Source organism: Stenotrophomonas sp. GD03819, from assembly GCF_029841665.1.
GTDB classification, from domain to species: Bacteria; Pseudomonadota; Gammaproteobacteria; order Xanthomonadales; family Xanthomonadaceae; genus Stenotrophomonas; species Stenotrophomonas geniculata.
Map to the genome: position 1 here is coordinate 14860 of NZ_JAOCEW010000005.1, position 22977 is coordinate 37836.

Consider the following 22977-nt stretch of genomic DNA (forward strand, 5'->3'; position numbering starts at 1 on the left):
GAAGGGTGATGGCGCTGCGGCAGCCAGATGACAGCCGCGCCCCCCGCTCACTCCTGCCGCCGTGACCGGCCCAGGCGGCGCACCAGCACGAAGAACAATGGCACCAGCACCACCGCCAGCACCGTGCCGGAGACCATGCCGCCGATCACGCTCATGCCGATCTCACGACGGCTGACCGCACCGGCACCGGTGGCCAACGCCAACGGAATCACACCGGCCACAAAGGCCAACGACGTCATCACGATCGGACGCAGGCGCAGGCGTGCGCCCTGCAGCGCGGCCTCCACCGCTGAACTGCCCGCGCGATAGCGGGCCTCGGCGAACTCCACGATCAGGATCGCATTCTTCGCCGACAGGCCGATGGTGGTCAGCAGACCGACCTGGAAGTAGATGTCGTTGACGAAGCCCGCCGCGGTGGTCGCCAGCACGGTACCGATCACGCCCAAGGGAATCACCAGTACCACGGCCACCGGCACCGTCCAGCTTTCATAGAGCGCAGCCAGGCACAGGAAGATGAAGGCAATCGAGGCCAGGTAAAGCCACAGCGTCTGGTTGCTGGCCAACCGCTCCTGATAGGACAGGCCACTCCACTGCAGGTCGAATCCCGCCTGGTCCGCAATCAGCGCCTGCATGCGCTGCATCGCCTCGCCCGAGCTGCGTCCTTCGGCGGCACTGCCCTGGATCTGCATCGCCGGCAGACCGTTGAAGCGCTGCTGCAGCTGGGGTCCGCGCGCCCAGTGGCTGCTGGCGAAGCTGGCGAACGACGCCATCTGGCCGTTGCCACCGCGCACATACCACTGGCCGATGTCGTCGGGCACGCTGCGGTAGGGCTGGTCACCCTGCATGTAGACCCGCTTGACCCGACCGCGATCGAGGAAATCGTTGATGTAGCTGCCGCCCCAGGCCGCCGACAGGGTGGAATTGATGTCAGCCTGGGACAGCCCCAGCGCGCTGGCCTGCGCATGGTCGATGTCCAGCCGCAGCTCGGCCTTGTCGCCCAGGCCGTTCAGGCGCACCGAGGTGAGCCCATCGTCTTCGCCGGCCGCACGCACCACCTGTTCCTGCGCCGCCTGCAGGGCCACGCGCCCGGCGGCGCTGGTGTCCTGCAACCACAGTTCGAAGCCGCTGGACTGGCCCAGTCCACGCACCGCCGGCGGTGCCAGCACATTGACCCTGGCATCGGGCAACCCGCGGAAGTAGGCATTGGCACGCGTGATGATCGCCGCAGCGGTGTTGTCGCCGGTACGCTCATCCCAGGGCTTCAGTGCGAGGAAGCCCTGTCCGGCGTTCTGGCCGGTGCCGGCATTGTTGCGGCCAACCACCACGAACACCACGTCCAGGTTCTGCTTCTCGTGCTCCATGAAGTAGCGGCTGATCTGCTCGCCCAGCGCTTCGGTACGCGCCATCGGCGTGCCCTCCGGCGTGGAGAACTGGAAGGTCACCTGGCCCTGGTCTTCCACCGGCAGGAAGCCGGTGGGCATGCGCGCGTACAGCGCAATCATGGCGACCACCAGCAGCAGGTAGAACGCCATCCAGCGCCGCGGCCGGGCGACGACGCCACCGAGCTTTCCCTGATAGGCCAACTGGCTGCGCTCGACACCCCGGTTGAAGGCCCTGAAGAAGCGCCCCTGCGGTTTCTGCGCCGAAGATGGCTTGAGCAGGGTCGCGCACAGCGCCGGGGTCAGCGTCAGCGCGACCAGCGCCGACAGCGCCATCGCAGATGCAATGGTGATCGAGAACTGGCGGTAGATGATGCCGGTGGAACCACCGAACAGGGCCATCGGCAGGAACACCGCGCCCAGCACCACGGTGATGCCGATCAGCGCGCCGGTGATCTCGCCCATCGATTTTTCGGTGGCCTCGCGTGGCGGCAGGTGCTCGTCGTGGATGATGCGCTCCACGTTCTCCACCACCACGATCGCGTCGTCGACCAGCAGGCCGATCGCCAGCACCATCGCAAACAAGGTGAGCGTGTTGATCGTGAATCCGGCGACCGCCAGCACGCCGAACGTGCCCAGCAGCACCACCGGCACCGTGATCGCGGGGATCAACGTAGCACGCAGGTTCTGCAGGAACAGGAACATCACCACGACCACCAGCACGATGGCCTCGATGAGGGTATGGATGACACCCTCGATCGAGACCCGCACGAACGGTGTGCTGTCGCGCGGATAGGCGACCTGCAGCCCGGGCGGGAACGTTGGTCGCAGGCGTTCGATCTCCTCACGGACCGCATCCGCGGTGGCCAGCGCGTTGGCCCCGGAGGCCAGCGTGACCGAGAAACCCGCCGCCGGATAGCCATTGAGATAGCTGCTGGTCTGGTAGTTCTCGGCACCGATCTCCACCCGTGCCACGTCGCCCAGGTGCACTGCAGCGCCGCTGGGAAGCGTGCGCAGGATGATCGCGCGGAACTGTTCGGGCGTCTGCAGCCGCGACTGGGCAGTGACGGTGGCATTCAGGCTCTGCGTTGCGCTGGATGGCAATGCGCCCAGTTCGCCGGCCGTGACCTGGGTGTTCTGGGCCTGGATGGCCGTGCGCACGTCGGCCGGCATCAGGTCGTAGGCGCGCAGCTTGTGCGGGTCCAGCCACACGCGCATCGCATACGCCGAGCCGAACACATTGATCTCGCCGACACCCGGAATGCGGCTGATCGGATCCTGCACGTTGCTGACCAGGAAGTCGGAAACATCCACCCGTTCCATGCGCCGGCTGGTGTCATACAGCGAGACCACCATCAGCGAGTCGCCCTGCGACTTGGCGACCGTCACGCCCTGCTGCTGCACTTCCTGCGGCAACCGGTTGATGGCCTGGTTGACGCTGTTCTGCACCTGGACCTGGGCAATGTCCGGGTTGGCGCTCTGGTCGAATGTGACCGTGATGCGCGCCTGCCCCGATGACGAACTGGTCGACGAGAAATACAACAGGTGATCGATGCCTTTGATCTGCTGTTCGATCACCTGGGTGACGCTGTCTTCCACCGTCTGCGCCGAGGCGCCGGTGTAGTTCGCGGTGATGTTGACCTGTGGCGGTGCGATGTCCGGGTACTGTTCGACCGGCAGCTGGCTGACGGCAATCGCGCCGAAGGCCATGATGCAGATCGCCAGCACCCAGGCAAATACCGGGCGGTGGATGAAGAAGCGCGGCAGCATGGGCTCAGTCCTTCCCGGCCGCTGCCGGCGTGACTGCCCCAGCGGGCTTCACCTGCACCGCCATGCCATCGGAGAGCCCCTGTGCGCCGGCCACGACCACCCGTTCGCCGGCAGCGATGCCATCCAGCACCAGCCACTGGTCGCCAATCGCGCGCGCGGTACGGAACAGGCGCAGCTTCGCCTTGCCGCCCTCATCCACCACCCACACCTGCGCCTCGCCCTTCGGGCTGCGGTCCACGGCAGACTGCGGCACCAGCAGCGCCTGCCGCTGCGTGCCCTGCCCCACCTGCGCCCGCACGTACATGCCCGGCAGCAGCTGCCCGGCGGGATTGGGAAACCGTGCACGCAGGGTGATGCTGCCGGTTTCCTGCTGCACGTCGATATCGGCAAATTCCAGGGTGCCGGGCAACGGATACGCACTGCCATCGGACAGCCGCAGCCGCACCGCAGCGGTGGTGGCCTGCACGCCACCGTCGGCGATCGCGCGGCGCAAGGCCAGGTACTCGTTGCTGGACTGGGTGATGTCCACGTTCATCGGGTCGACCTGCTGGATCCGCGCCAGCGGGTTGGCCTGGCCCGAGGTAACCAGCGCCCCGGGTGTGAACAGCGCACGGCCGATGCGCCCGGCAATCGGCGCGGTCACCGTGGCGAAACCAAGCCGCGTACGAGCGGTATCCAGGCTCGCCTGTGCCGCCTGCACCGCGGCTGCGGCCTGCTGCCCACTCGCGATGGCGTCATCCACGTCCTGGCGCGCGGCCAGCTGCTCGCCGCCCAGCGCCTGCATCCGTTGCGCGCGCAGGCGTGCGGTCACTGCCGCCGCTTCGGCGGTTTTCAGGTTGGCCTGAGCCTGATTCAACGCCGCCTGGTACAGGGCCGGTTCGATCTGGAACAAAGGCTGCCCGGCACGCACGGTTTCGCCCTCTTCGAACAGGCGTTTCACCAGCACGCCATCCACCTGCGGGCGCACATCCGACTCCTGCGATGCGATGGTTCGCCCCGGCAGCTCCTGTTCCATCGCCAGCGGCCTTTCCTGCAGGGTCAGCACTTCCACCTCGTGAAGCCGGCCGGCCGGCGTGGGCGCATCCTTGCCGCAGGCCGACAGCAGGCCGAGCAGAACGAGCGCAAGCAGCAGAGGCCGCCGGAGCCGCAGTGGCCGGGCATGGCATGGCAAGGGCATGTGCAGGAGGTTCATCGGGTGCCGGGGTTCCGCGCGTCGTGGGGAGACGCTCGGCGCCGAATATAGAAGACCCGTGCGCGGAATCCGGCGAATCGCGCATGAAACATTTTTCATTTGCAGTCACCGCGAGCGGTTGCGAGGATGGCAGCCATCCAACCTGCACAATGGCCCATGCCGCGCGTACTCACCATCGAGGACGACCTTGTCACTGCGGAGGAAATCGTAACCGAGCTGCGCAGCCATGGCTTCGAGGTCGACGTTGCCGTTGATGGCACTGCCGGCCTCGCATTGGCGCGTGCGGGCGACTACGCGGTGATCACCCTGGACCGCATGCTGCCCGGCATCGATGGCCTGGCGCTGGTCACTGCGCTGCGGCGCGAAGGAATCGTCACCCCCGTACTGATGATCAGCGCGCTGTCGGACGTGGACGAGCGCGTGCGTGGCCTGCGTGCAGGCGGCGACGATTACCTGACCAAGCCGTTCGCCTCCGATGAGATGGCGGCCCGCGTGGAGGTATTGATCCGTCGCCAGAGCCAGGCCGGCCCTGCCGACAGTGTCCTGCATGCCGGCGACCTCGAACTGGATCTGATGACCCGTTCGGCCCGGCGTGGCGGGCAGGAGATCAGCCTGCTGCCGACCGAGTTCAAGCTGCTCGAATTCCTGGTCCGCAATGCCGGCCAGGTGGTCACCCGCAGCATGCTGTTCCAGGAAGTCTGGGGCTATCACTTCGACCCCGGCACCAACCTGATCGATGTCCACATCGGCCGCGTGCGCAAGCGCATCGAGCAGCCGGGCCGCCCGCAACCCATCACCACCGTCCGTGGAACCGGCTATGTCTTCGATGCGCAATCCTGACCAGTGGTGCTCGTCCAGCAGCCGCCTGCTCGGGTTGTACTGCATCCTGTTCGTGGCCTGGTCGAGCCTGCTGCTGGGGGTGATGTACTGGCGCATCTCGGACTATCTCAATGACCTGACCGAATCCGGGCTGCAGCAGCGTGCCCATCTGTTCATGGCATTCGACGGCCAGGCACTGGACGATGCGTTGCGCGACAGCCAGCGCTTCGACCTGCACCAGGTCTACACCTACGGATTGTTCAGCGGCGACGGCGCGCCATTGGCTGGACCGCTGACCGCCATCCCAGCGGGACTGCCGCTGGATGGCAGCTCGCATCCGGTGGAAGGCTGGACATTGGTCGATGGAAAGCACGAGAGCGGCGGCAGCGCACTTGGCGTAGCGACCCGGGACGGGCGGACGCTGGTGTTCGTGCGCCAGAACGGCAAGCTCATGGCGGTCAACAGCATCATTCTCGATGCACTGCTGTGGGGCGTGTCGCTGACCGTCATCCCTGGCCTGGTCGGCTGGCATCTGCTGCGCCGGCGCCCGTTGAAGCGGATCCAGCAGATCGAAGCGGCCACCAGCCGCATCGTCGCCGGCGACCTCGGCCAGCGCCTGCCGGTATCCAACCGTCGCGACGAGATCGATCGGCTGTCGAGCATCGTCAATGCCATGCTCGAACGCATCGAGCAGCTGATGACCGAGGTCAAAGGCGTGTGCGACAGCATCGCCCATGATCTGCGCACCCCGCTCACCCGCCTGCGGGCGCATCTGTACCGCATGCGCGTCGGTCTGGACGAACAGGATCCGCATGCAGACCCGCTGGACAGGGCATTGGCGGAAACGGACATGCTGATGGCGCGCTTCACCGCGCTGCTGCGGGTATCCGAACTGGAAAGCCACCAGCGGCGTTCGGCCTTCGACGAGGTCGACCTTGCCGAGCTGCTGCAGGAACTGCACCAGTTCTACCTGCCACTGGCCGAAGAGAAGCAGCAGTTGCTGGAACTGCAGGTGGATCCACAGGCCGGCCTGCTGCGCGGCGACCGTGAGCTGTTATTCGAAGCGGTGGCGAACCTGCTGTCCAACGCCCTGCAGTTCACCCCTGCGCACGGCCGCATCCTGCTGCGTGCGGTCGATGATCACGGCGCGCCGAGGATCGATGTGATCGACAATGGACCCGGCATCCCGCCGCAGGATCGCACGCTGATCTACCAGCGCTTCTTCCGCGGCAGCAGCAGTGCCGGCCAGGGACCTGGATTCGGCTTGGGCCTGTCGATCGTGGCTGCTATTGCCGGCCTGCACGGCTTCCGGCTGCGCGCGGGCAGCGCCCCGGGCGGTGGCGCCTGGCTGAGCATCCGCGGCGCCTCGGACGGCCTGCCCTGACACCGGGCCTGGGTAACTCAATTGCATTTGGGAATCATTTGTATTTGCAGGCACGCATCCGGATAATCCGCCGTCACCGCCTTCCCGGATTCCTGACGATGCCCGCCCTGTCGCCGCGCCGCCCGCTGCTGTACACGCTCGCCCTGCCCACCCTGCTGGCCTCGGCCGTCGCCCAGGCCCAGGACGGCCCGGCGGCAGGCACCCTGGACAAGGTGACCGTGGTGGCCGAGCGGGCCAGCACCGCGACCAAGACCGACACCGCCCTGACCGAGACGCCGCAGGCGATCAGCGTGGTCACCCAGCAGCTGTTCACCGATCGCGGCGCGCACAACCTGCAGGAAGTGCTGCGCTACAGCGCCGGCGTCACCGCCGATGCCTGGGGCCTGGATACCCGCAACGACGCGACCTCGGTACGCGGGCTGGACCCCGTGCAGTACCAGGATGGCCTGCGCCGCAGCTACGGGTTCAGCCCGCTCGCCCGCCCGGAAATCTACGGCCTGGAACGCGTGGAAGTACTGCGCGGCCCGTCCTCGGTGCTGTACGGTGCCGGCGCCACCGGCGGCATCATCAATGCGATGAGCAAGCGCCCGACCTTCGGCGCCCTCACGGGCGAAGTCGGCGTGCAGTTCGGCAGTTTCGACCGCAGGCAGCTTCAGGGTGACATTGGCGGCGCCTTGAACGATGCCGGTACGCTTGCCGGCCGCTTCGTCGGGCTGCTGCGTGAATCGAACATGCAGACCGATGTACTCAATGATGACCGCATCTACCTGGCGCCCTCGATCAGCTGGCGCGGCGAACGCAGCACGCTGACCCTGCTGGCCAGCTACCAGCACGACAGGACCGGCTCCAGCCAGCAGTTCCTGCCGCTGGCCGCGACCCTGCTGGCACTGCCGGGCCGCCGCCTGGACACTTCCACCTTCATCGGCCACCCCGGCTTTGATCGCATCGATTCGCGCGTCTACAGCCTGACCGCGCTGTTCGACCACAGCTTCAATGACGTGCTCAGCCTGCGCTCGGCGGTGCGCTACATCGATGGCAGGACCACCCTGCAGCAGATGTACGTGGACAGCTACAGCAATCCGGCAGATCCCTTCATCGATGCCGACCACCGCGTGGTCAACCGCACCGCCTACGGCACCCGCCCCGACGTGCAGATCTTCAGCGCCGACAATGCGCTGCAGTTCGACTTCGCCACCGGTGCGTTCCAGCACCTGCTGCTGGCCGGGGTGGACTACAGCCAGTACAAGGAGCAGCTGCAGCGGCTGGATGCCACCGGCACGCCGATCGACATCTACGCCCCGGTGTCGGCCGCACCGGTCGTGCGTGGCTGGGATCGTCAGCCGGACCAGACCTCCACCCAGCTGGGTGTCTATGTGCAGGACCAGATCCGCTGGGCCGACCGCGTCTCGCTGGTGCTGGGCGCGCGCCGCGACCATGCGCGCTCGAAGACCGAAGGCCAACCCAGCCAGACCGACAACGCCACCACCTACCGCGCCGGCCTGATCGGTGACCTCGGCGCCGGAGTATCGCCCTACCTGAGCTACAGCGAATCGTTCCTGCCGGTCACTGGCCAGGACCTGTTCGGCCAGGCCTTCAAACCAATGCGTGGCCGCCAGAGCGAGGCCGGCATCAAGTGGCAACCGGCACGCAATCTGCTGCTGACGATGGCGGCGTACCGCATCACCGAAACCAATCGCCAGACCAACGATCCGGACAACGTGCTGAACGTGGTGCAGACCGGGCAGATCCGCTCCAAGGGCCTCGAGCTGGAAGGCCAGTTCCAGTTCGCCAACGACCTCACCATCACCGCCGCGGTGGCCCGCAATGAGGCCGAAGTCAGCCGCAGCAACTTCGCGCTGGAAGTGGGCCAGCGCCTCAACGACACCCCACGGGACCTGGCCTCGGCCTGGGTATCCAAGGGCTTCCAGCTTGACGATGCCGCACGCCTGCGCCTGGGCCTGGGCGTGCGCCACGTCGGCAACACCGTATCGCTGGGCAATGGCGGGCGCATCATCACGCCCAGCTACACGCTGGCCGATGCATTGGTGGAAGTGCAGGTGACCGACTGGACGATGGCATTGAACATCACCAACCTCGCCGACAAGCGCTACTACGCCCCGTGCCGTACGTTTGGCGACTGCTTCGCCGGCTACCCGCGCGTGGTCACCGGCACCATCAGCTATCGGTTCTGACCGAGGATCACGCTGGCCGCCGATTCAGCAGGTGAACCCGCGGCTCAGCCGCGGGCAGGCAGCTTCGCCACGTCCAGGAAATTGCCAAGCACCGGTGACGGTGGTTCCGGGCGCATGCAGAACTGCAGGGCGAAACGGGCGGCTTCGCCCTCCAGCACGCGATAGACGATCTCCTGCGGGCGGAAGCTGGCCATGCTGGCCGGCACGATCGCCACGCCGGCGTCCACCGCCACCAGTGACAACACCGCGTGCATGCCCTGCGCTTCCTGCACCACACGTGGGGTGAATCCCGCTGCGGTACACAGGCCCAGCACCTGCGCATGGAAGCCGATGCCCTCGCCCGCCGGCCACGAAACGAACGGTTCATCAGCCAGCATCGCCACACTGGCCTCCGCCGCATCGGCCAACGCATGTGCACGCGGCAGCGCAATCGCCAGGCGGTCGTGGTCGAAGTCGTGCAGCACCAGCTCGGCGGCGGGAATCGGTGGAATCAGCACGCCTACGTCGATGCGCTGCTCACGCAGCCACAACTGCTGCTGGCGCGAGGTGGCTTCCTGCAGGTGCAACTGCACCTGCGGGTACTGCTGGCGGAAGCGGCGGATCAAACCTGGCAGGCGGCCATACAGCGCACTGCCGACATAGCCTACGCGCAGGCAGCCAGACTGTCCGCTCGCCGCCTCGCGCGTGCGCAGCAATGCCTGCTCGGCCTGCTGCAGCGTCGCACGTGCCTCCACCAGCAACGTCTGCCCGGCCACGGTCAGGCCCAGGGTGCGGTTGCCGCGCACGATCAGTTCACATCCGAGCACGTCTTCCAGCCGACGTATCGCTGCCGTCAGTGGTGGCTGCGACATGTGCAGGCGGGCCGCGGCGCGGTGGAAATGCAGTTCTTCGGCCACGGCCACGAACTGGCGAAGCAGGCGCAGGTCGATCATCTGGGAGCAGGCAGTGGAAACCTGCCTAGGGTACGCCCTCAGCTACGCGCGTCCACGCTGGCGCGCGCGATGGCCGGCCACTGCAATGCCACCGACTCGATGCTGTCTGCACTGACCGCACGCAGATCGCGTGGATACGCCACGTGCTCGGCCTCCTGCAGGCGCAGTGCATGGAACTGCCCGTTGCTGGCGCGCAGCGTCCATCCGCCCTCGTGGCAGCGCGTGGATGCCAGATAGGCCACGCCCTGCGCGACCGCCTCCGGATGCAGTTCGTCGGGTTCGCCTTCGATGCCCCACATGCGCGTCTTCGCTACCGGCGAAACCGCATTGACCACGATGCCGTTCTCGGCGCCTTCCAGGGCCAGCACATTGACCAGGCCAAGCGCGGCCAGCTTGCCCATCGCATAGGCAGACAGTCCGCGCTGTGCGTACTGCGGATACAGCGCGCGATCGGAGGTGGTGATGACGATGCGGCCCCCGCCCGCCGCGCGCATCGCCGGCCACACCGCCTGCGCCAGCCACAGCGGTGTCTTCGCCGCCAGGCACAGCGTCTGATCCAGCGCCTCGTCCTCGATCGCTTCCAGCGGCTGGTACTCGACCCAGCCCGCGTTGTGGATCAGGAAATCGATGCGGCCATGTTGCTGCAACAGATCCTGCACCAGCGCGTGGCAACCCGAGCGATGGTCGATGGGACCGCTTGCGGCCTGCACCGGCAGACCCTGCCCCTGCAGCACTTCCACGCTGCGAAGGATGCGCTGCGGATCGGCGCCGCGGCCATCGGTACCGGCACCGACGTCATGCATCACCACCTGCGCACCGCGCTCGGCCAGCAGGCGGCTGTAGGCCAGGCCCAACCCACCCGCGGCACCGGTCACCAGGCCCACCTGACCCTCGAAGGAAATACGCGACATCGGCTTCATGCGCACAGCTTCAGCCAAGCTCACCGCCCCGGCCAATACCGTTGACCACCGCCCACGATACGCCCTCGCTATCACCGGAAAAGGGGACGGAGGGGATTAAGTCGTTTCAGGCACAGCAGGGCCAGTTACGACTTAATCCCCTCCGTCCCCTTTTTCGCTCAGCGGCTGAAGCGGCGCGCGCCGGCGACGCAGATCACCGCGACCACGGTCACCAGCACCATGCTGAGGCTGACCGCTTCATGCAGCAACAGCGCAGCCAGCGCAAGGCCGAAGAACGGTTGCAGCAGCTGTAGCTGGCCGACCGCGGCGATTCCACCCTGGGCCAGCCCGCGATACCAGAACAGGAACCCGAGCAGCATGCTGAACACCGCCACGTAGCCCAGCGCCCACCACGCGGATGCCCCCACTTCGACGAACGAGGCCGGACGCATCAACACCGTCAGCGGCAGCATCACCGGTAGTGCCAGCAGCAGCGCCCAGCTGATCACCTGCCAGCCGCCGAGATGACGGGCAAGCCGACCGCCTTCCGCGTAGCCCAGTCCACACACCACGATCGCCGCCAGCATCAGCAGGTCGGCCTGCAACGAGGCCTCAATGCCGTTGCGCGCGGCATAGCCGACCACGCAGGCGCTGCCCAGCAGCGAGAACAGCCAGAACGCCGGGCGCGGCCGATCGCCACCGCGCAGTACGCCGAACACCGCAGTGCTCAGCGGCAACAGGCCGAGGAACACGATGGTGTGCGCTGATGAGGCGTGGCGCAGGGCAAGCGCGGTCAGCAGCGGGAAGCCGACCACCACGCCAAGGCTGACCACCGCCAGCCCGGGCAGGTCGCTGCGTCGCGGAAAGGGTTGGCGCAACAGCAGCAACAGGCCCAGGCCGAGTATGGCGGCGATGGTGGCGCGCGCGGCGGTAACGAACCCGGCGTCCAGCTGCAGCACGGCCAGGCGGGTGGCCGGCAACGAGCCGGCAAAGATCACCACACCGATGAAGCCATTGATCCAACCACTCGCCGACCGTTCCACGTCTGTACTCCCGGGGTGCCGGGCGGTGCCCGGCGGGATCTCCATGGAAGCACCTGCGGCCCGCGCCCCCCAGCTACAATCCAGTACAGTTTCAAATAACTGTACTGCCCACACTTACAGCACACTTTCGCCATGACGCGCCCGCTTACCCGCATCGAATCGGTCATCCAGGCCGTCCGTACCCGTATCGGCACGCGGGTGGATGGCGCCGGTTCGCGGCTGCCCTCGGTACGCGCGCAGGCGGCGGCAATGGGCGTGTCGGTTTCCACCGTGGTCGAGGCCTACGAGCGCCTCGCCGCCGAAGGGCTGATCAGCGCGCGTGCCGGTTCCGGCTTCTATGTCAGTGGACCGGCCGCACCGCTCGCCCTGGCCGAAATGGAACCACGCCTGGACCGCGCGGTGGACCCGCTGTGGGTGTCGCGGCAATCGCTGGAAACGCCGGCGGGCCACCTCAAGCCGGGCTGCGGCTGGATGCCCAGTGATTGGCTGTATCACGACGGCGTGCGCCGCGGCCTGCGCCGACTGGCGCGTGCCGATGCCATGCAGCTGGTCGACTACGCCGGCCCGCTCGGGCTGCCCGCATTGCGCCAGCTGCTGCAACGGCGCTGCGCGGCGCTGGGCATTGATGCACCGATTGAGCAGATCCTGCTGACCGAATCCGGTACGCACGCGGTCGATCTGCTCTGCCGTTTCCTGCTCAAGCCCGGCGACTGCGTGCTGGTGGATGATCCGAGCTACTTCAACTACCACGCGCTGCTGAAGGCGCACCAGGTGCAGGCCATCGGCGTGCCGTACACGCACAGCGGCCCGGACCTGGAGGCGTTCGCGCAGGCACTTCAGGCGCATTCGCCACGGCTGTACATCACCAACTCGGGCCTGCACAACCCGACCGGCGCGGTGCTCTCGGCCAGCACCGCGCATCGGCTGCTGGGGCTGGCCGAACGCAGCGAACTGATCATCGTCGAGGACGACATCTTCGCCGACTTCGAACTGCAGCCGGCACCGCGCCTTGCTGCGCTGGATGGGCTGTCGCGTGTGATCCACGTCGGCAGCTTCTCCAAGACCCTGTCGGCCGCTTCGCGCTGTGGCTACATCGCTGCACGCCACGACTGGATCGAAGCGCTGACCGACCTGAAGCTGGCCACCAGCTTCGGCGGCGGCCATCTGGCGATGCAGTTGATGCACATCGCGCTGACCGACAGTGGCTATCGCCGCCACATGCAATCGGTGCGCTCGCGCCTGGCCGATGCGCGCCGGCACACACTGCGGAAACTGCACACGCTGGGCATCACGCCGTGGCTGCAACCGGAAGCCGGCCTGTTCCTCTGGTGCCAGCTTCCCGATGGCCGCGATGCTGCTGCGCTGGCACGGCAGTGCCTGCGCGAAGGCATCGTGCTGGCCCCGGGCAACGCGTTCAGCCAATCGCAGCGCGCGGCCGACTATGTGCGTTTCAACGTCTCGCAGTGCCAGGATCCGAGGATCTGGCAGGTACTGGCACGCGCGCTGCGTTGAGCTGGTAATGCGCGACCAGCGCATCCACCACCACGCGCACGCCCGGCAGCTGGCCGCGACGATGCGGCAGCAGCACGCTGGTGGTGACTTCGCCGGCATGCCACGCCGGCAGGACCTGCTGCAGGCGGCCAGCAGCGATGGCCGCCGCACACAGGCTGTAGGGCAGCACGGTGATGCCAAGACCCGCTTCTGCCGCCGCGATCAGCAGCTGCGATTCATTGCCGACCAGCGCCACCTGCGGCTCCACCTGCACGGTGCCGGCGTCGGCGCTGTGCAGCGTCCAGCGCGTTGCATGGCGCGCGGTCAGCAGGCCGGCATGCGCGCGTAGCTGCTCGGGCGTGTCCACTGCCGGCGCGGCTGCCAGATAACCAGGGGACGCCACCAGCACGATGCGTTCGCTACCGAGCATTCGCTGCACCAACCCGGAATCCGGCAGCGGACCGAAGTGGCTGCGCAGGGCGATGTCGATGCCCTCCTGCGCCAGATCGATGAAACGATCACTCACTTCAACTTCGATGCGCAGCCGCGGATAGCGGCGGGCCAACGCGGGCAGGCACGCGGCAAGCTCGCCCTGCACCACCGGAATCGAAGCGCTGATGCGCACGGTGCCGCTGGGTTCGGCCTGGCGGTCGCGGACAATGGCCTCCGCAGCCTCTACCTCCGACAACGCCGCGCGTGCGCGTTCGAAGAACTCTTGGCCGACCTCGGTCAGCGCGAAGCGGCGCGAACTGCGTTGCAGCAGCCGCACTTCGAGGTGTTCTTCCAGCAGCGCCACGCGCTTGCTAAGGGTCGAGCGCGGCAGGCCCAGATGGCGCCCACCTGCGGCGAAACCACCCTGCTCCACTGCGGTCACGAACAGGGCCAGATCATTGAGGTTGAGCATGCGCAACGTCCACACGTGTGGACTTCAGGATGCCATTCGGACGGCTTCAGCGGCAATGTCCATGCTGGCACGCTTTCCTCACCCGCCGCATCGCGGCTCGAACCGGAAATCTGCCATGACCCCGATCCTCTTCTACGGCGTGCCCTCGGGCTGCTCGTTCGGCTCCATCGTTGCACTGGAGTGGCTGCGCCAGCCTTACCAGCTGTGCCGCATCGACATGCCCGGCCAGGTGCAGGGCGAAGACTACTGCCGCCTCAATCCACTGGGCGAAACCCCGACCCTGCGAACCCCGCAGGGCGAGCTGCTCAGCGAGAGCCTGGCCATCCTCAACCACCTGGCTGCGAAGGGGATCGCGCAGGGGCTGGGCTTCGCACAGGGCACGGCTGGTTTCGATCGCCTCAACCACCGGCTGGCCTATCTCAACACCAGCTTCTTCGGTGCCTACGCGCCGCTCTGGCACGCACTGGAGCATGCGGAAGGTGATGAAGCCGAGGTGCTGGGTGCCTATGGCACGACCAAGGTGCGCCACGCCCACCAGGCGCTGGAGCAGATGATCGGTACGGGCCCGTGGCTGCTGGGCGAACAGCGCAGCTTCGCCGATGCCTACTTCGCCGGCATCGCGCGCTGGAACGACTATCACCAGGTGGTCGACCGCCGCGAGTTCCCCAGGGTGCAGCAGCTGTTCGAACGCCTGCAGGACGACGCGGGCGTGCAGTTCGCCCACGCCATCGAAGCGCAGCAGCCGGCAACCAGCAGTGGTGGCTTCCTCGGCGAGGTGAGGCTGGAAGACGTGCTTGAGGCCGCAGCGGCCTGAGCCCTGTGCTGTCTCTGCGGCAGCGGCGCGCAATACCTCTTGCGCGCCGCGCTACAGTGGTCTGTCCCCGTCGAAGGAATCCGCACATGTCCACGTTCTCCGACCCGCAGGCGGTGGCCCGCTATGCCGAAGCACCGCTGCGCCAGGTGCCCGGTTTCCTCGCGTTGCAGCAGATGAGCCGCCTGCTGCTGGCCGAACGCGTTCCCGCACAGGGCCGCGTGCTGGTACTCGGTGCCGGTGGCGGGCTTGAGCTGAAGGCCTTCGCCGAGGCACAGCCGGGCTGGCAGTTGCTCGGCGTGGATCCGGCCGCACCGATGCTGGCCCTGGCCGAACAGACACTGGGTCCGCTGAAGTCGCGCGTGCAGCTGCTGGAAGGCTACATCGACGATGCGCCCGATCTGCGCTTCGACGGTGCCACCTGCCTGTTGACCCTGCACTTCCTCGACGCCGCGCAGCGCCTGCACACGTTGCGCGAGCTGCACCGGCGCCTGCAGCCCGGCGCGCCGCTGGTGGTGGCGCACCACAGCGTGCCGCAGGATCCGGCCGGCAAGCTGCGCTGGTTGCAGCGCTACGCGGCGTTCGCCGAAGCCTCGGGGGTTGCCCGCGCCGATGCGCAGCGCGCGATCGAGGCCATTGCCGAGCGGCTGCCGCTGCTGGCGCCCGAGCAGGAGGTCGCCCTGCTGCAGGAGGCCGGCTTCGACGACGTGGAGCTGTTCTATGCCGGCTTCAGCTTCAAGGGCTGGGTGGCGTACGCCAGGTGATGCCTACGGCACCACGGTGATGCCGATGCGCTGCATCAACAGCGCCACCTGCTGCACGTCCAGCGTGGCGCCGCGCAAGTTGGTCCTGCGCAGGTCCAGCTCGCCCAGCTCGGAGTTGGTCAGATCGCAGTCGGTGAAGTTGGCGCTGTTCCAGTCGATGCCCTCGAACTGGCCGCCGGACAGGTCCGAGCCGGCGAAGCTGGCGCCACTCACGTTCGCACCGTCCCAACGGTTTTCCCAAAGCTCGCACTTCTCCAGCGTCACCCGCGAGAAGTTCGCGTAGCGCAGGTTCGACTTCTTGATGAAGGCACTGCAGAACCAGCTCCGCGTGGTGATCTGGTTCATGAAGCTGGCGTTGCTGAAATCCGCGCCCTGCGCGCGGCACTCGCTGATCTCCAGGCCCAGTGCCTTGATGAAGTTGAAGTGGCACATGCTGATGTCGCAGCTGCGGAAGCTGGCTTCCTTCAGCGTGGCGCCGTTGAAGCGACAGCCGGCACGGCTGTCGGCATCGTAGAAACTGCAGTTGATGAACTCGGTGCCGGTCAGGTCCGCGCCGGAGAAATCGCACTTGTGGAACTGCTGGTCGACCACCTTCTGGCCGGTGTACTGGTCTGCGCCGATGCGCAGCTCGCGGTGAACGGTGGGGGACATCAGGGATTCCATGCCAGGTGCCCCGCCATGATGCCGGGCCGCGAGGGCGATCCATAGACCCCAGGCGCCGGCGGGTTCACCGGCAGTTCAGCCACCCTGTGTCCACTTCCACCCATTGCACGTTGTTGCACGTTAACGCACGAATGTGCAGACTTGCAGCATGAGCTCAGATCCCAGCCCCCTCCCCGCCCAGCGCCCCCGGCAGATCCTTGAGGAACTGCGCCAGCAGGGCCGCGTGGTCGCCGCCGAACTGGCGCGCCGCTATGCCGTCTCCGAAGACTCGATCCGCCGAGACCTGCGCGAGCTGGCCGCACAGGGCCTGTGCCAGCGTGTCTACGGCGGCGCCGTGCTGCCACCGCCGAAGGAACGCCCGCTGCGCGAGCGGCTCACCCGCGACCGCAGCGACAAGGCCGAGCTGGCCGCCCGCGTCTGCGCGCTGCTGCAACCCGGCCAGGTCGTACTGCTTGATGCCGGTTCGACCAACCTGGCGATCGCCCAGCAGCTGCCGACCGCTCTCGGGCTGACGGTGATCACCAATGCCCCGCAGATCGCCACCGCCGCCAGCATGCTTGAAGGCACCCTGGTGCAGCTGATCGGCGGCCGCCTGGCCAGCGGCGGCGGTGCGGTCGGTGCCGAAGCGTTGGCCCAGGTGCAACGCCTGCGTGCCGACGTGTACCTGCCCGGCCCCTGCGCGGTGGACGGCGACACCGGCGTGTGGGCGATGGATGCCGAGGAAGCCACGCTCAAGCGCGCGATGGTGGCCTGCAGCAGTCGCATCATCGTCGCCGCCACCACGGAAAAGCTCGGCGCCCGCGGCCACTGGCAGATCGCCAGCCTCGACGAGATCGACGATCTGGTGCTGACCACCACCGCACCGCCCGCACTGGCAGCTCGCTTCCGCGCCGCCGGTATTGCGGTGCACCCCACTCCTCCCTGACCGTACCGCTCATGTCCCTCGCCAACCGCGCGCGTGCCGAACAGCACGCGACCCGCGCTGCATTCTTCATTCCCGGCTTCGCCACCGCGCTGTGGGCCACGCTGGTGCCCTTCGCCAAGGCACGTACCGGGATCAATGACGCGACGCTGGGCCTGGTACTGCTCTGCCTCGGTGCCGGTTCGCTGCTGGCGATGCCCTTGTCCGGCGTGCTGGCCGCGCGCCTCGGCTGCCGCCGGGTGATGGTGGCCAGCAGCCTGCTGATCTGCCTGACGGTGCCCGGCCTGGCACTGGCCGGTTCGGCCTGGACGCTGGGACTGGTGCTGTTCGTGTTCGGTGCCGCCGTGGGCGCGATGGACTGCACGATGAACGTACAGGCCGTCATCGTCGAGCGCGAAGCACGGCGCGTGATGATGTCCGGCTTCCATGCCTTCTTCAGCATCGGCGGCTTCCTCGGCGCGGCCACCATGACCGTGCTGCTGTCCGCGCAATTGCCACCGATAGCGTCGGTGCTGATCGGCGTCGGCGCCATGCTGCTGGCGTTGCTGCTGTCAGCGGCGTACTGGCACAGCGAACGGATGCCGCACGACACACCGATGCTGGCCCTGCCACACGGCATCGTGCTGTTCATCGGCGTACTGGCGTTCGTTGCGTTCCTCGGCGAAGGTGCGATGCTGGACTGGAGCGCGGTGTTCCTCAGCGATGTGCGTCGCGTCGATGCCAGCCTCGCCGGTATCGGCTATGTGACCTTCACCCTGACCATGACCATCGCCCGCCTGTTCGGCGATGCACTGGTGGCGCGCGTGGGCCGCCAGCGCGCGATCGTTCTCGGCGCTCTGCTTGCTGCCGCTGGCGTGCTGGTGCTGACCCTGGTCACGCCATGGCAGGCGTCGCTGGCGGGCTATGTGCTGGTCGGCCTTGGCTGCGCCAACATCGCACCGGCGCTGTTCTCGCTGGCCGGCCACCAGACCCGCATGCCGGGTGCGCTGGCGATCACCGCCGTTTCCACGCTGGGCTTCGCCGGCATCCTTGCCGGACCGGCGCTGATCGGCTTCGCCGCCAACCATTTCGGCCTGATCACCGCGTTCATCGGCGTGGCCACGGCCTTGCTGCTGGTGGCCGTGTCCACGCGTTGGCTGCGGGTGTAGCCCAGTGCATCAGCGCCGCCTGCGCCGCAGCTTCATCCGCAACCGGCGGTAGCCGATCACCGTGGCCGTTGCACACAACGCAGTGCCCGCAACGCTCAACAGCAGCAGAACAGCCAACCGGGCGGTGTCGAAGCGCAGCATCGCAGGCAGGTCCCAGCTGTGCAGGAAGTAGAACAGCCAGCGCCCCACCCGCTCGCGATACCCCATCGTCAGCAATGGATCGCCGGTGGCCAGGTCTAGGTAGACGCGCGTCGCCTCGGCATCGCCGAAGTCCACCACCGCCACCGGGAAGCGGCGCACCGCTGCGCCGTTCATGGCTTCCGGTGCACGTGGGTAGAAGTACGCATCCGCTGCATGCTGGACCCAGTACCCCTGCATGGGCGCATCCGACAGCGCCCGCACCTTCTGCTGCAGCCACCCGGCCGGCAGCCACCGCGCAACCTGCAGATGCCCATTGCTGCCGGACACGATACGGGTCTCGCCCTGTCCGTCCAGCAGCACCGCGAACAGCTCGCCACCGATGCGTCGCCACTGGATCTCCACGGGCTTGAACCGCTCGGCCTCGACGGCCGTCAGCAGCGCCGCTGGTTCGCCCAGTGCGCCATCCACCACCACCGGACCACCACGATAACGTCCGCTGTCGATCGCCTCGCGCGTGCTGCTCAAGACGCCCCACGGGTTCATCGACATCAGCCCGCTGAAGATCCAGGTGAACACGAACGCTGCAGCCACCAGCCCGATCAGATGGTGCCAGCGCATCCATGGTTCGACGTATGGCGTCTTTGCACCCGAACGGTAGTGTCCACGGAAACGCCAGCGCCACACACCGACCACGATGCCGCTGACTGCGGCCACCGTGCACAGCGCGGACAACACGATCACCACCCACGTCCACACCGGGTCCACCGACTGCATGCGCAGGAAGTACAGCCAGTGCAGCCAGGCACCCACATAGTTCCAACGCTGCTGCACATGCGGTGCGTCCAGCACCACTTCGCCGGTGTGCGAGGACACATACAGGTCACCCGGCTGCGCGCCCCCTACCTCCACCCGGTACAGCGGCCGGTGCGCGTCCAGCGCGCGCGAGTGCGTCCAGCGATCCTCATCCACGCGCATCGCGCCGACGAACGCCTGGCCGCCAGCAAACTGCGCAGCGGATGCTTCGGCACGCTGTGCCGACACCGGCAGCAGCACCTGGCCGGTGCGCGCAGACCAGGCGCCCACGTTGCCGCCGCTTCGCACCACATACGCTGGCTCGCCGCGCAGCGTCGTCAGTGCCACGGCCTCCGGCTCGGCCTGCACGGCGGCCGGCAATGCCGACAGCCCCTGCCAGCCGCGGGCATCCCCCAGCACCGGCAACGCCGCCAGCCGCTCACCCGGCGTCAGCTTCGGGTAGCCGATGAACAGCATCACCATGCCACTCACGAACCACAGCAGCATCAACAGGCACCCACCAATGCCCAGCCAGCGGTGCACCAGATAGGTCCAGCGCCTGGCGGTGGATCGCAGCGTCATGGCCGGCCTCCTCAGAAGCGATGGTCGACGGTGAGTTCGACGCGCCGGTCCGCACCCAGCAGCCATTGCGTGCTGGTGTAGTACGCGGTGGCGTAGTACGCCTTGTCGAACACGTTGAACAACCGCGCGGACAGCCGCGTGCGCGGTGCCGCCTGCCAGGTCAGCGCCAGGTCGGTGGTGCTGTAGCCGGGAAGTTCCAACGCGTTGGCATTGTCGGCGTAGCGCTTGCCGACATAGCGAACACCCGCCGCTGCGCTCCAGTCCGGCAGGAACTGCCAGCTCAACCATGCGTTGGCCAAGCGCTCGGCCACGTTCGGCGGTACGTTGCCATCACGCGACACCAGCACCGCCGGCGAACCCGTGGTTTCCAGGAAGTCCTCGAACTCGGCCTTCAGCACCGTCGCGTTGGCATCGAGCGACCAGTGCGGCGCGAAGTTCCAGTTCAAGGACGCTTCAATACCGCGCGAGGTCTGCGCACCCACCTGCACCCGGCGATCCGGCACCAGCGGATCACGGCTGAGCAGACCGGTCTTGCGGATGCGATACGCCGCCAGCGTCCACTCGCCGCCATCGAAGGCCTGCTTCAGGCCCACCTCGATCTGCCGGCCCTTGGCCAGATCGAAGGCACCGTTGGCTGGGCTGATCATCAGCAGTCCACTGACCGGGTCCGCCGCCTGTGAGTACTGCGCGTAGAGGCTCAGCGTCGGCTGCAGCGCGAATACGGTACCTGCACGCCAGCCGGTGCTGCTGTAGGTCTTCGAGAACGCGTTCTGGCCACTGATCAGATCGGTGCGATCGATGCGCGCGCGGTCGTGGCGCAGTCCACCCAGTACCGACCAGCGTTCGCTCAACGCCAGCCGGTCCTCCACGAACAGCGCGTACTGCTCGGCGCGGTTGCGATAGCGCGGCAGGTTGGGCGCGTCGCTGGCGAACCGGCCTGGCACCGGATCGAACGGATCGACCGGGCCCGAGCTGCCGGCATAGGTGTTGTTGGTGTGCTTGAAGTGCGCACGATTGGCATCGAGGCCCACGGCAAAGCGGTTGGCCAGGCCCGCGATGTTTCCTTGTACCCGCAGTGTCGAGGTCAATCCGGTCTGGTCCTGGTTGTGGGTGATCTCGGTGTTGCCGGAGCGATCGATCAAACCGGTGGCGCGGTTGTAGACATAGGCCTCGGCATTGCGCCAGTCGCGCTGGCTGTCAATCTGGTAGACGCGGGTGCGCCATTCCACGTTCGAGGTCGGCGTCCACAGCGCATCAAGTTGGGTCCAGCGGTCGCGATAACGGATGTCGCTGTCTTCCACGTTGTAGTTGCGATGGCGCAATGCCTCCAGCTGCTGCCCACCCACCAGCGGCGTGCCGAAGTAGCGCATCGGCTTCTGGTGGCCCTGCGCATGGGTGAGGGTCAGCTGCAGATCCGGGCGCGGCTGCCACAGCAAGGCACCGGAGAAGGTCGCGTCACTGTTTCGCCCGCGGTCAACCCAGCCACCGCTGTAATTGCCACTCACGTCCAGCCGATAGGCCAGGTCCCGGGTCAACGCACCGCCGCTGCCGAAGCCCAGGCGCGCAGTATCCTCGCTGCCGACGGTCACGCTGATCTCGTTCTCGATGGCGCTACGCGAGGGCTTCTTGGGCACGATGTTGATGACCCCGCCAATGGCGCCATCGCCATGGATGACCGAAGCCGGGCCGCGCAGTACTTCGATGCGTTCGATCGACCAGGTATCGAACGGGAAGGTGATGCCCACGCCGCCGTACTGGCGAAGCCCGTCGTACAGGCGCATCACCGAGGCGCCATCGGTGAAGCCACGGCTGGACAACGCACTCAGGCCGTTGCCTGGGTGCGGCATCGCACTGATCGCGCCTGCCCGGCTGATCGCATCATTGAGGTTGGTGTCGCCCCGCTGTTCCAGTTGTTCGCGCGAGATCACGGTCAGGCTGGCCGGTGTCTGCAGCACGCTCAGGCCCAGCGCAGACCCGGCGCTGGCGGTGGAAGACAGTTCACCGCTGCGGGTGTCGACCACGCGCACGGTATCCAGCGTGGTCGGAGGTGGCGCATCGGCGGCAAGGGCCGGCACGGCGTACAACAGGGACATGCACAGCGCAGGCAGTGTCGCCCTGCGCAGGCGCGCGGAGTTGGGGTTGGTTTTCATTTGTTCACGGCATGCAAGGCCACCCCGCAATGGCAGGGCAGCAATCAGAAAGGGGCAAACACGCGCGTGCGGGCACCGGCCGTGGCCGGCAACCTCATGGAAGAACGTTCAGTGCAACACGCGTGCGGCTCAGACGGCCATCAAGGCCGGCGGCCCACGCGCTCCCAATGTGCCGCTGATCCGTTGCGGCAACGTCTGCACCGCACCGCGCAGCGCGCGGCACACCGGTGCCATCGGCGCCAACAGCAACACTGCCGCCACCAGCAGGGTGATCAGCCGTGCAGCGATCAGGCAGTAATCGCAGTCCACACCCATCTCATGGTCGGCGTGTGGATCGGCAGCCGGCTTCGGTGTCGATTCCCCGTTCTGCATTGCCATCGCGTGATGGTCATGGTGCGCTTCCATCGCGTGCTGTGCATGCTCTGCGTGCATCGCGTGATTCAAGGCTGCCACCGGTGCGGTGGCCGCAACGTGGTCATGCGCCAGCCAGCGGCTCACCAGCGGGGCGAGCAGCACCAGCAGCATGGCAAGCCATGCCAGGACCTGGAACCGGCGGTGGAGGACAGAACGACGCACGCCACCATTCTACGGGGCGATGGCCAACCTTGGACCGAGTTCAGGGTTTCCAGAAAGGCGGTGCGACGTTATGACGCAGCCGCGGACGCAGACGCTCTCCACGGCCCCAAAGGGGGACGGAAGGCGGCCTTACAGCCCCTTCCGTCCCCACATCGCATTGCTAGAACCGCGCGGGCTGCTGCACCGCACGTTCCAGGAACATGACGCCCGCCTGCAGGCTGTTGCGGGCGTTCTCCAACCAGCGCTCCGGATCGGCCACCGCAAATCGCTCCTGTGCATCCACATCACCCGAGTCGGCCAGGTCGGCCAACTGCAGATGGATGTGGTTCTCCACCAGGCTCACCAGCACGGCGAGCTCGGCCGACAATCCGGCGATGCGTTCGGTGAAGCCAGCGTCGTTGCTGTTCAGAGACATGTCCCCTG

19 protein-coding genes are annotated in these 22977 nt (G+C 67.2%); 8 read left to right on the plus strand and 11 right to left on the minus strand.

The genetic code is table 11. The annotated features are described in order from the left end of the window. Nucleotides 1-47 precede the first annotated feature (47 nt). Nucleotides 48-3149: an efflux RND transporter permease subunit gene (locus N5D45_RS04195; RefSeq protein WP_057503296.1), complete on the minus strand. Its 3102-nt coding sequence runs from the start codon at nucleotides 3147-3149 to the stop codon at nucleotides 48-50. 4 nt (nucleotides 3150-3153) lie between these two features. Next, nucleotides 3154-4341 (minus strand): efflux RND transporter periplasmic adaptor subunit, encoded by a 1188-nt coding sequence (locus N5D45_RS04200; RefSeq protein ID WP_057503295.1) that lies wholly within the window; start codon nucleotides 4339-4341, stop codon nucleotides 3154-3156. 156 nt (nucleotides 4342-4497) lie between these two features. On the opposite strand from N5D45_RS04200, the gene N5D45_RS04205 reads away from it, so the two are divergent. The 3 genes from N5D45_RS04205 (at nucleotide 4498) to N5D45_RS04215 (ending at nucleotide 8736) form a co-directional block, all read left to right on the plus strand. Further along, nucleotides 4498-5181, plus strand: a complete 684-nt coding sequence (locus N5D45_RS04205) for a response regulator transcription factor (protein ID WP_057503294.1) — start codon at nucleotides 4498-4500, stop codon at nucleotides 5179-5181. Continuing rightward, entirely contained in the window at nucleotides 5168-6544 is a 1377-nt protein-coding gene (locus tag N5D45_RS04210; protein WP_082587853.1) for an ATP-binding protein, read from the plus strand. Before N5D45_RS04205 ends, N5D45_RS04210 begins: the two co-directional genes overlap by 14 nt. Nucleotides 6545-6642: 98 nt before the next feature. Beyond that, complete coding sequence (locus N5D45_RS04215) at nucleotides 6643-8736, plus strand: TonB-dependent siderophore receptor (RefSeq protein ID WP_057503292.1); 2094 nt, start codon at nucleotides 6643-6645, stop codon at nucleotides 8734-8736. Between the two features lie 44 nt (nucleotides 8737-8780). Here N5D45_RS04215 and N5D45_RS04220 read toward each other — a convergent pair whose 3' ends face one another. From N5D45_RS04220 to N5D45_RS04230, 3 genes are all read right to left on the minus strand, one after another. Next, on the minus strand, nucleotides 8781-9668 hold the full coding sequence (locus N5D45_RS04220) for a LysR family transcriptional regulator (RefSeq protein WP_057503291.1): 888 nt from the start codon (nucleotides 9666-9668) through the stop codon (nucleotides 8781-8783). A 38-nt stretch (nucleotides 9669-9706) separates the two neighbouring features. After that, a complete protein-coding gene (locus N5D45_RS04225) occupies nucleotides 9707-10588 on the minus strand; it encodes an SDR family oxidoreductase (protein ID WP_057503290.1) in 882 nt (293 codons plus the stop codon). A gap of 158 nt (nucleotides 10589-10746) precedes the next feature. After that, the gene (locus N5D45_RS04230; RefSeq protein WP_057503289.1) at nucleotides 10747-11610 is read right to left on the minus strand and encodes a DMT family transporter; all 864 of its coding nucleotides are present in this window, start codon (nucleotides 11608-11610) and stop codon (nucleotides 10747-10749) included. A 132-nt stretch (nucleotides 11611-11742) separates the two neighbouring features. Between N5D45_RS04230 and N5D45_RS04235 the strand changes: the two genes are divergently transcribed. After that, nucleotides 11743-13122, plus strand: a complete 1380-nt coding sequence (locus N5D45_RS04235) for a PLP-dependent aminotransferase family protein (RefSeq protein WP_057503288.1) — start codon at nucleotides 11743-11745, stop codon at nucleotides 13120-13122. Here the strand turns inward: N5D45_RS04235 and N5D45_RS04240 are convergent. After that, nucleotides 13061-14005, minus strand: a complete 945-nt coding sequence (locus N5D45_RS04240; protein WP_057503287.1) for a LysR substrate-binding domain-containing protein — start codon at nucleotides 14003-14005, stop codon at nucleotides 13061-13063. The genes N5D45_RS04235 and N5D45_RS04240 overlap by 62 nt on opposite strands. Before the next feature lie 115 nt (nucleotides 14006-14120). Between N5D45_RS04240 and N5D45_RS04245 the strand changes: the two genes are divergently transcribed. Beyond that, nucleotides 14121-14819, plus strand: a complete 699-nt coding sequence (locus N5D45_RS04245) for a glutathione S-transferase family protein (RefSeq protein WP_057503286.1) — start codon at nucleotides 14121-14123, stop codon at nucleotides 14817-14819. Nucleotides 14820-14905: 86 nt separating this feature from the next. Continuing rightward, nucleotides 14906-15580: a class I SAM-dependent methyltransferase gene (locus N5D45_RS04250; RefSeq protein WP_049410213.1), complete on the plus strand. Its 675-nt coding sequence runs from the start codon at nucleotides 14906-14908 to the stop codon at nucleotides 15578-15580. A 3-nt stretch (nucleotides 15581-15583) separates the two neighbouring features. Here the strand turns inward: N5D45_RS04250 and smqnr are convergent, their stop codons facing one another. Continuing rightward, nucleotides 15584-16231, minus strand: coding sequence for a SmQnr family pentapeptide repeat protein (gene smqnr / locus N5D45_RS04255; protein ID WP_010483741.1), 648 nt, complete (start codon nucleotides 16229-16231; stop codon nucleotides 15584-15586). A gap of 160 nt (nucleotides 16232-16391) precedes the next feature. On the opposite strand from smqnr, the gene N5D45_RS04260 reads away from it, so the two are divergent. Together N5D45_RS04260 and N5D45_RS04265 are read left to right on the plus strand one after the other, a co-directional pair. Beyond that, nucleotides 16392-17168, plus strand: a complete 777-nt coding sequence (locus tag N5D45_RS04260) for a DeoR/GlpR family DNA-binding transcription regulator (protein WP_057503285.1) — start codon at nucleotides 16392-16394, stop codon at nucleotides 17166-17168. A gap of 11 nt (nucleotides 17169-17179) precedes the next feature. Further along, nucleotides 17180-18313: an MFS transporter gene (locus N5D45_RS04265; protein WP_057503284.1), complete on the plus strand. Its 1134-nt coding sequence runs from the start codon at nucleotides 17180-17182 to the stop codon at nucleotides 18311-18313. Nucleotides 18314-18322: 9 nt separating this feature from the next. Here N5D45_RS04265 and N5D45_RS04270 read toward each other — a convergent pair whose 3' ends face one another. The 4 genes from N5D45_RS04270 to N5D45_RS04285 form a co-directional block, all read right to left on the minus strand. Continuing rightward, entirely contained in the window at nucleotides 18323-19828 is a 1506-nt protein-coding gene (locus N5D45_RS04270) for a PepSY domain-containing protein (RefSeq protein WP_057503283.1), read from the minus strand. 11 nt (nucleotides 19829-19839) lie between these two features. Next, entirely contained in the window at nucleotides 19840-21978 is a 2139-nt protein-coding gene (locus N5D45_RS04275; RefSeq protein ID WP_164191902.1) for a TonB-dependent receptor, read from the minus strand. A gap of 129 nt (nucleotides 21979-22107) precedes the next feature. Beyond that, nucleotides 22108-22503 (minus strand): DUF2946 family protein, encoded by a 396-nt coding sequence (locus N5D45_RS04280; RefSeq protein WP_019336919.1) that lies wholly within the window; start codon nucleotides 22501-22503, stop codon nucleotides 22108-22110. Between the two features lie 211 nt (nucleotides 22504-22714). Then, nucleotides 22715-22969 carry a hypothetical protein gene (locus N5D45_RS04285; RefSeq protein WP_005408345.1) on the minus strand — a complete coding sequence of 85 codons (255 nt, stop codon included), beginning with the start codon at nucleotides 22967-22969 and terminating at the stop codon, nucleotides 22715-22717. Nucleotides 22970-22977: the final 8 nt, after the last annotated feature.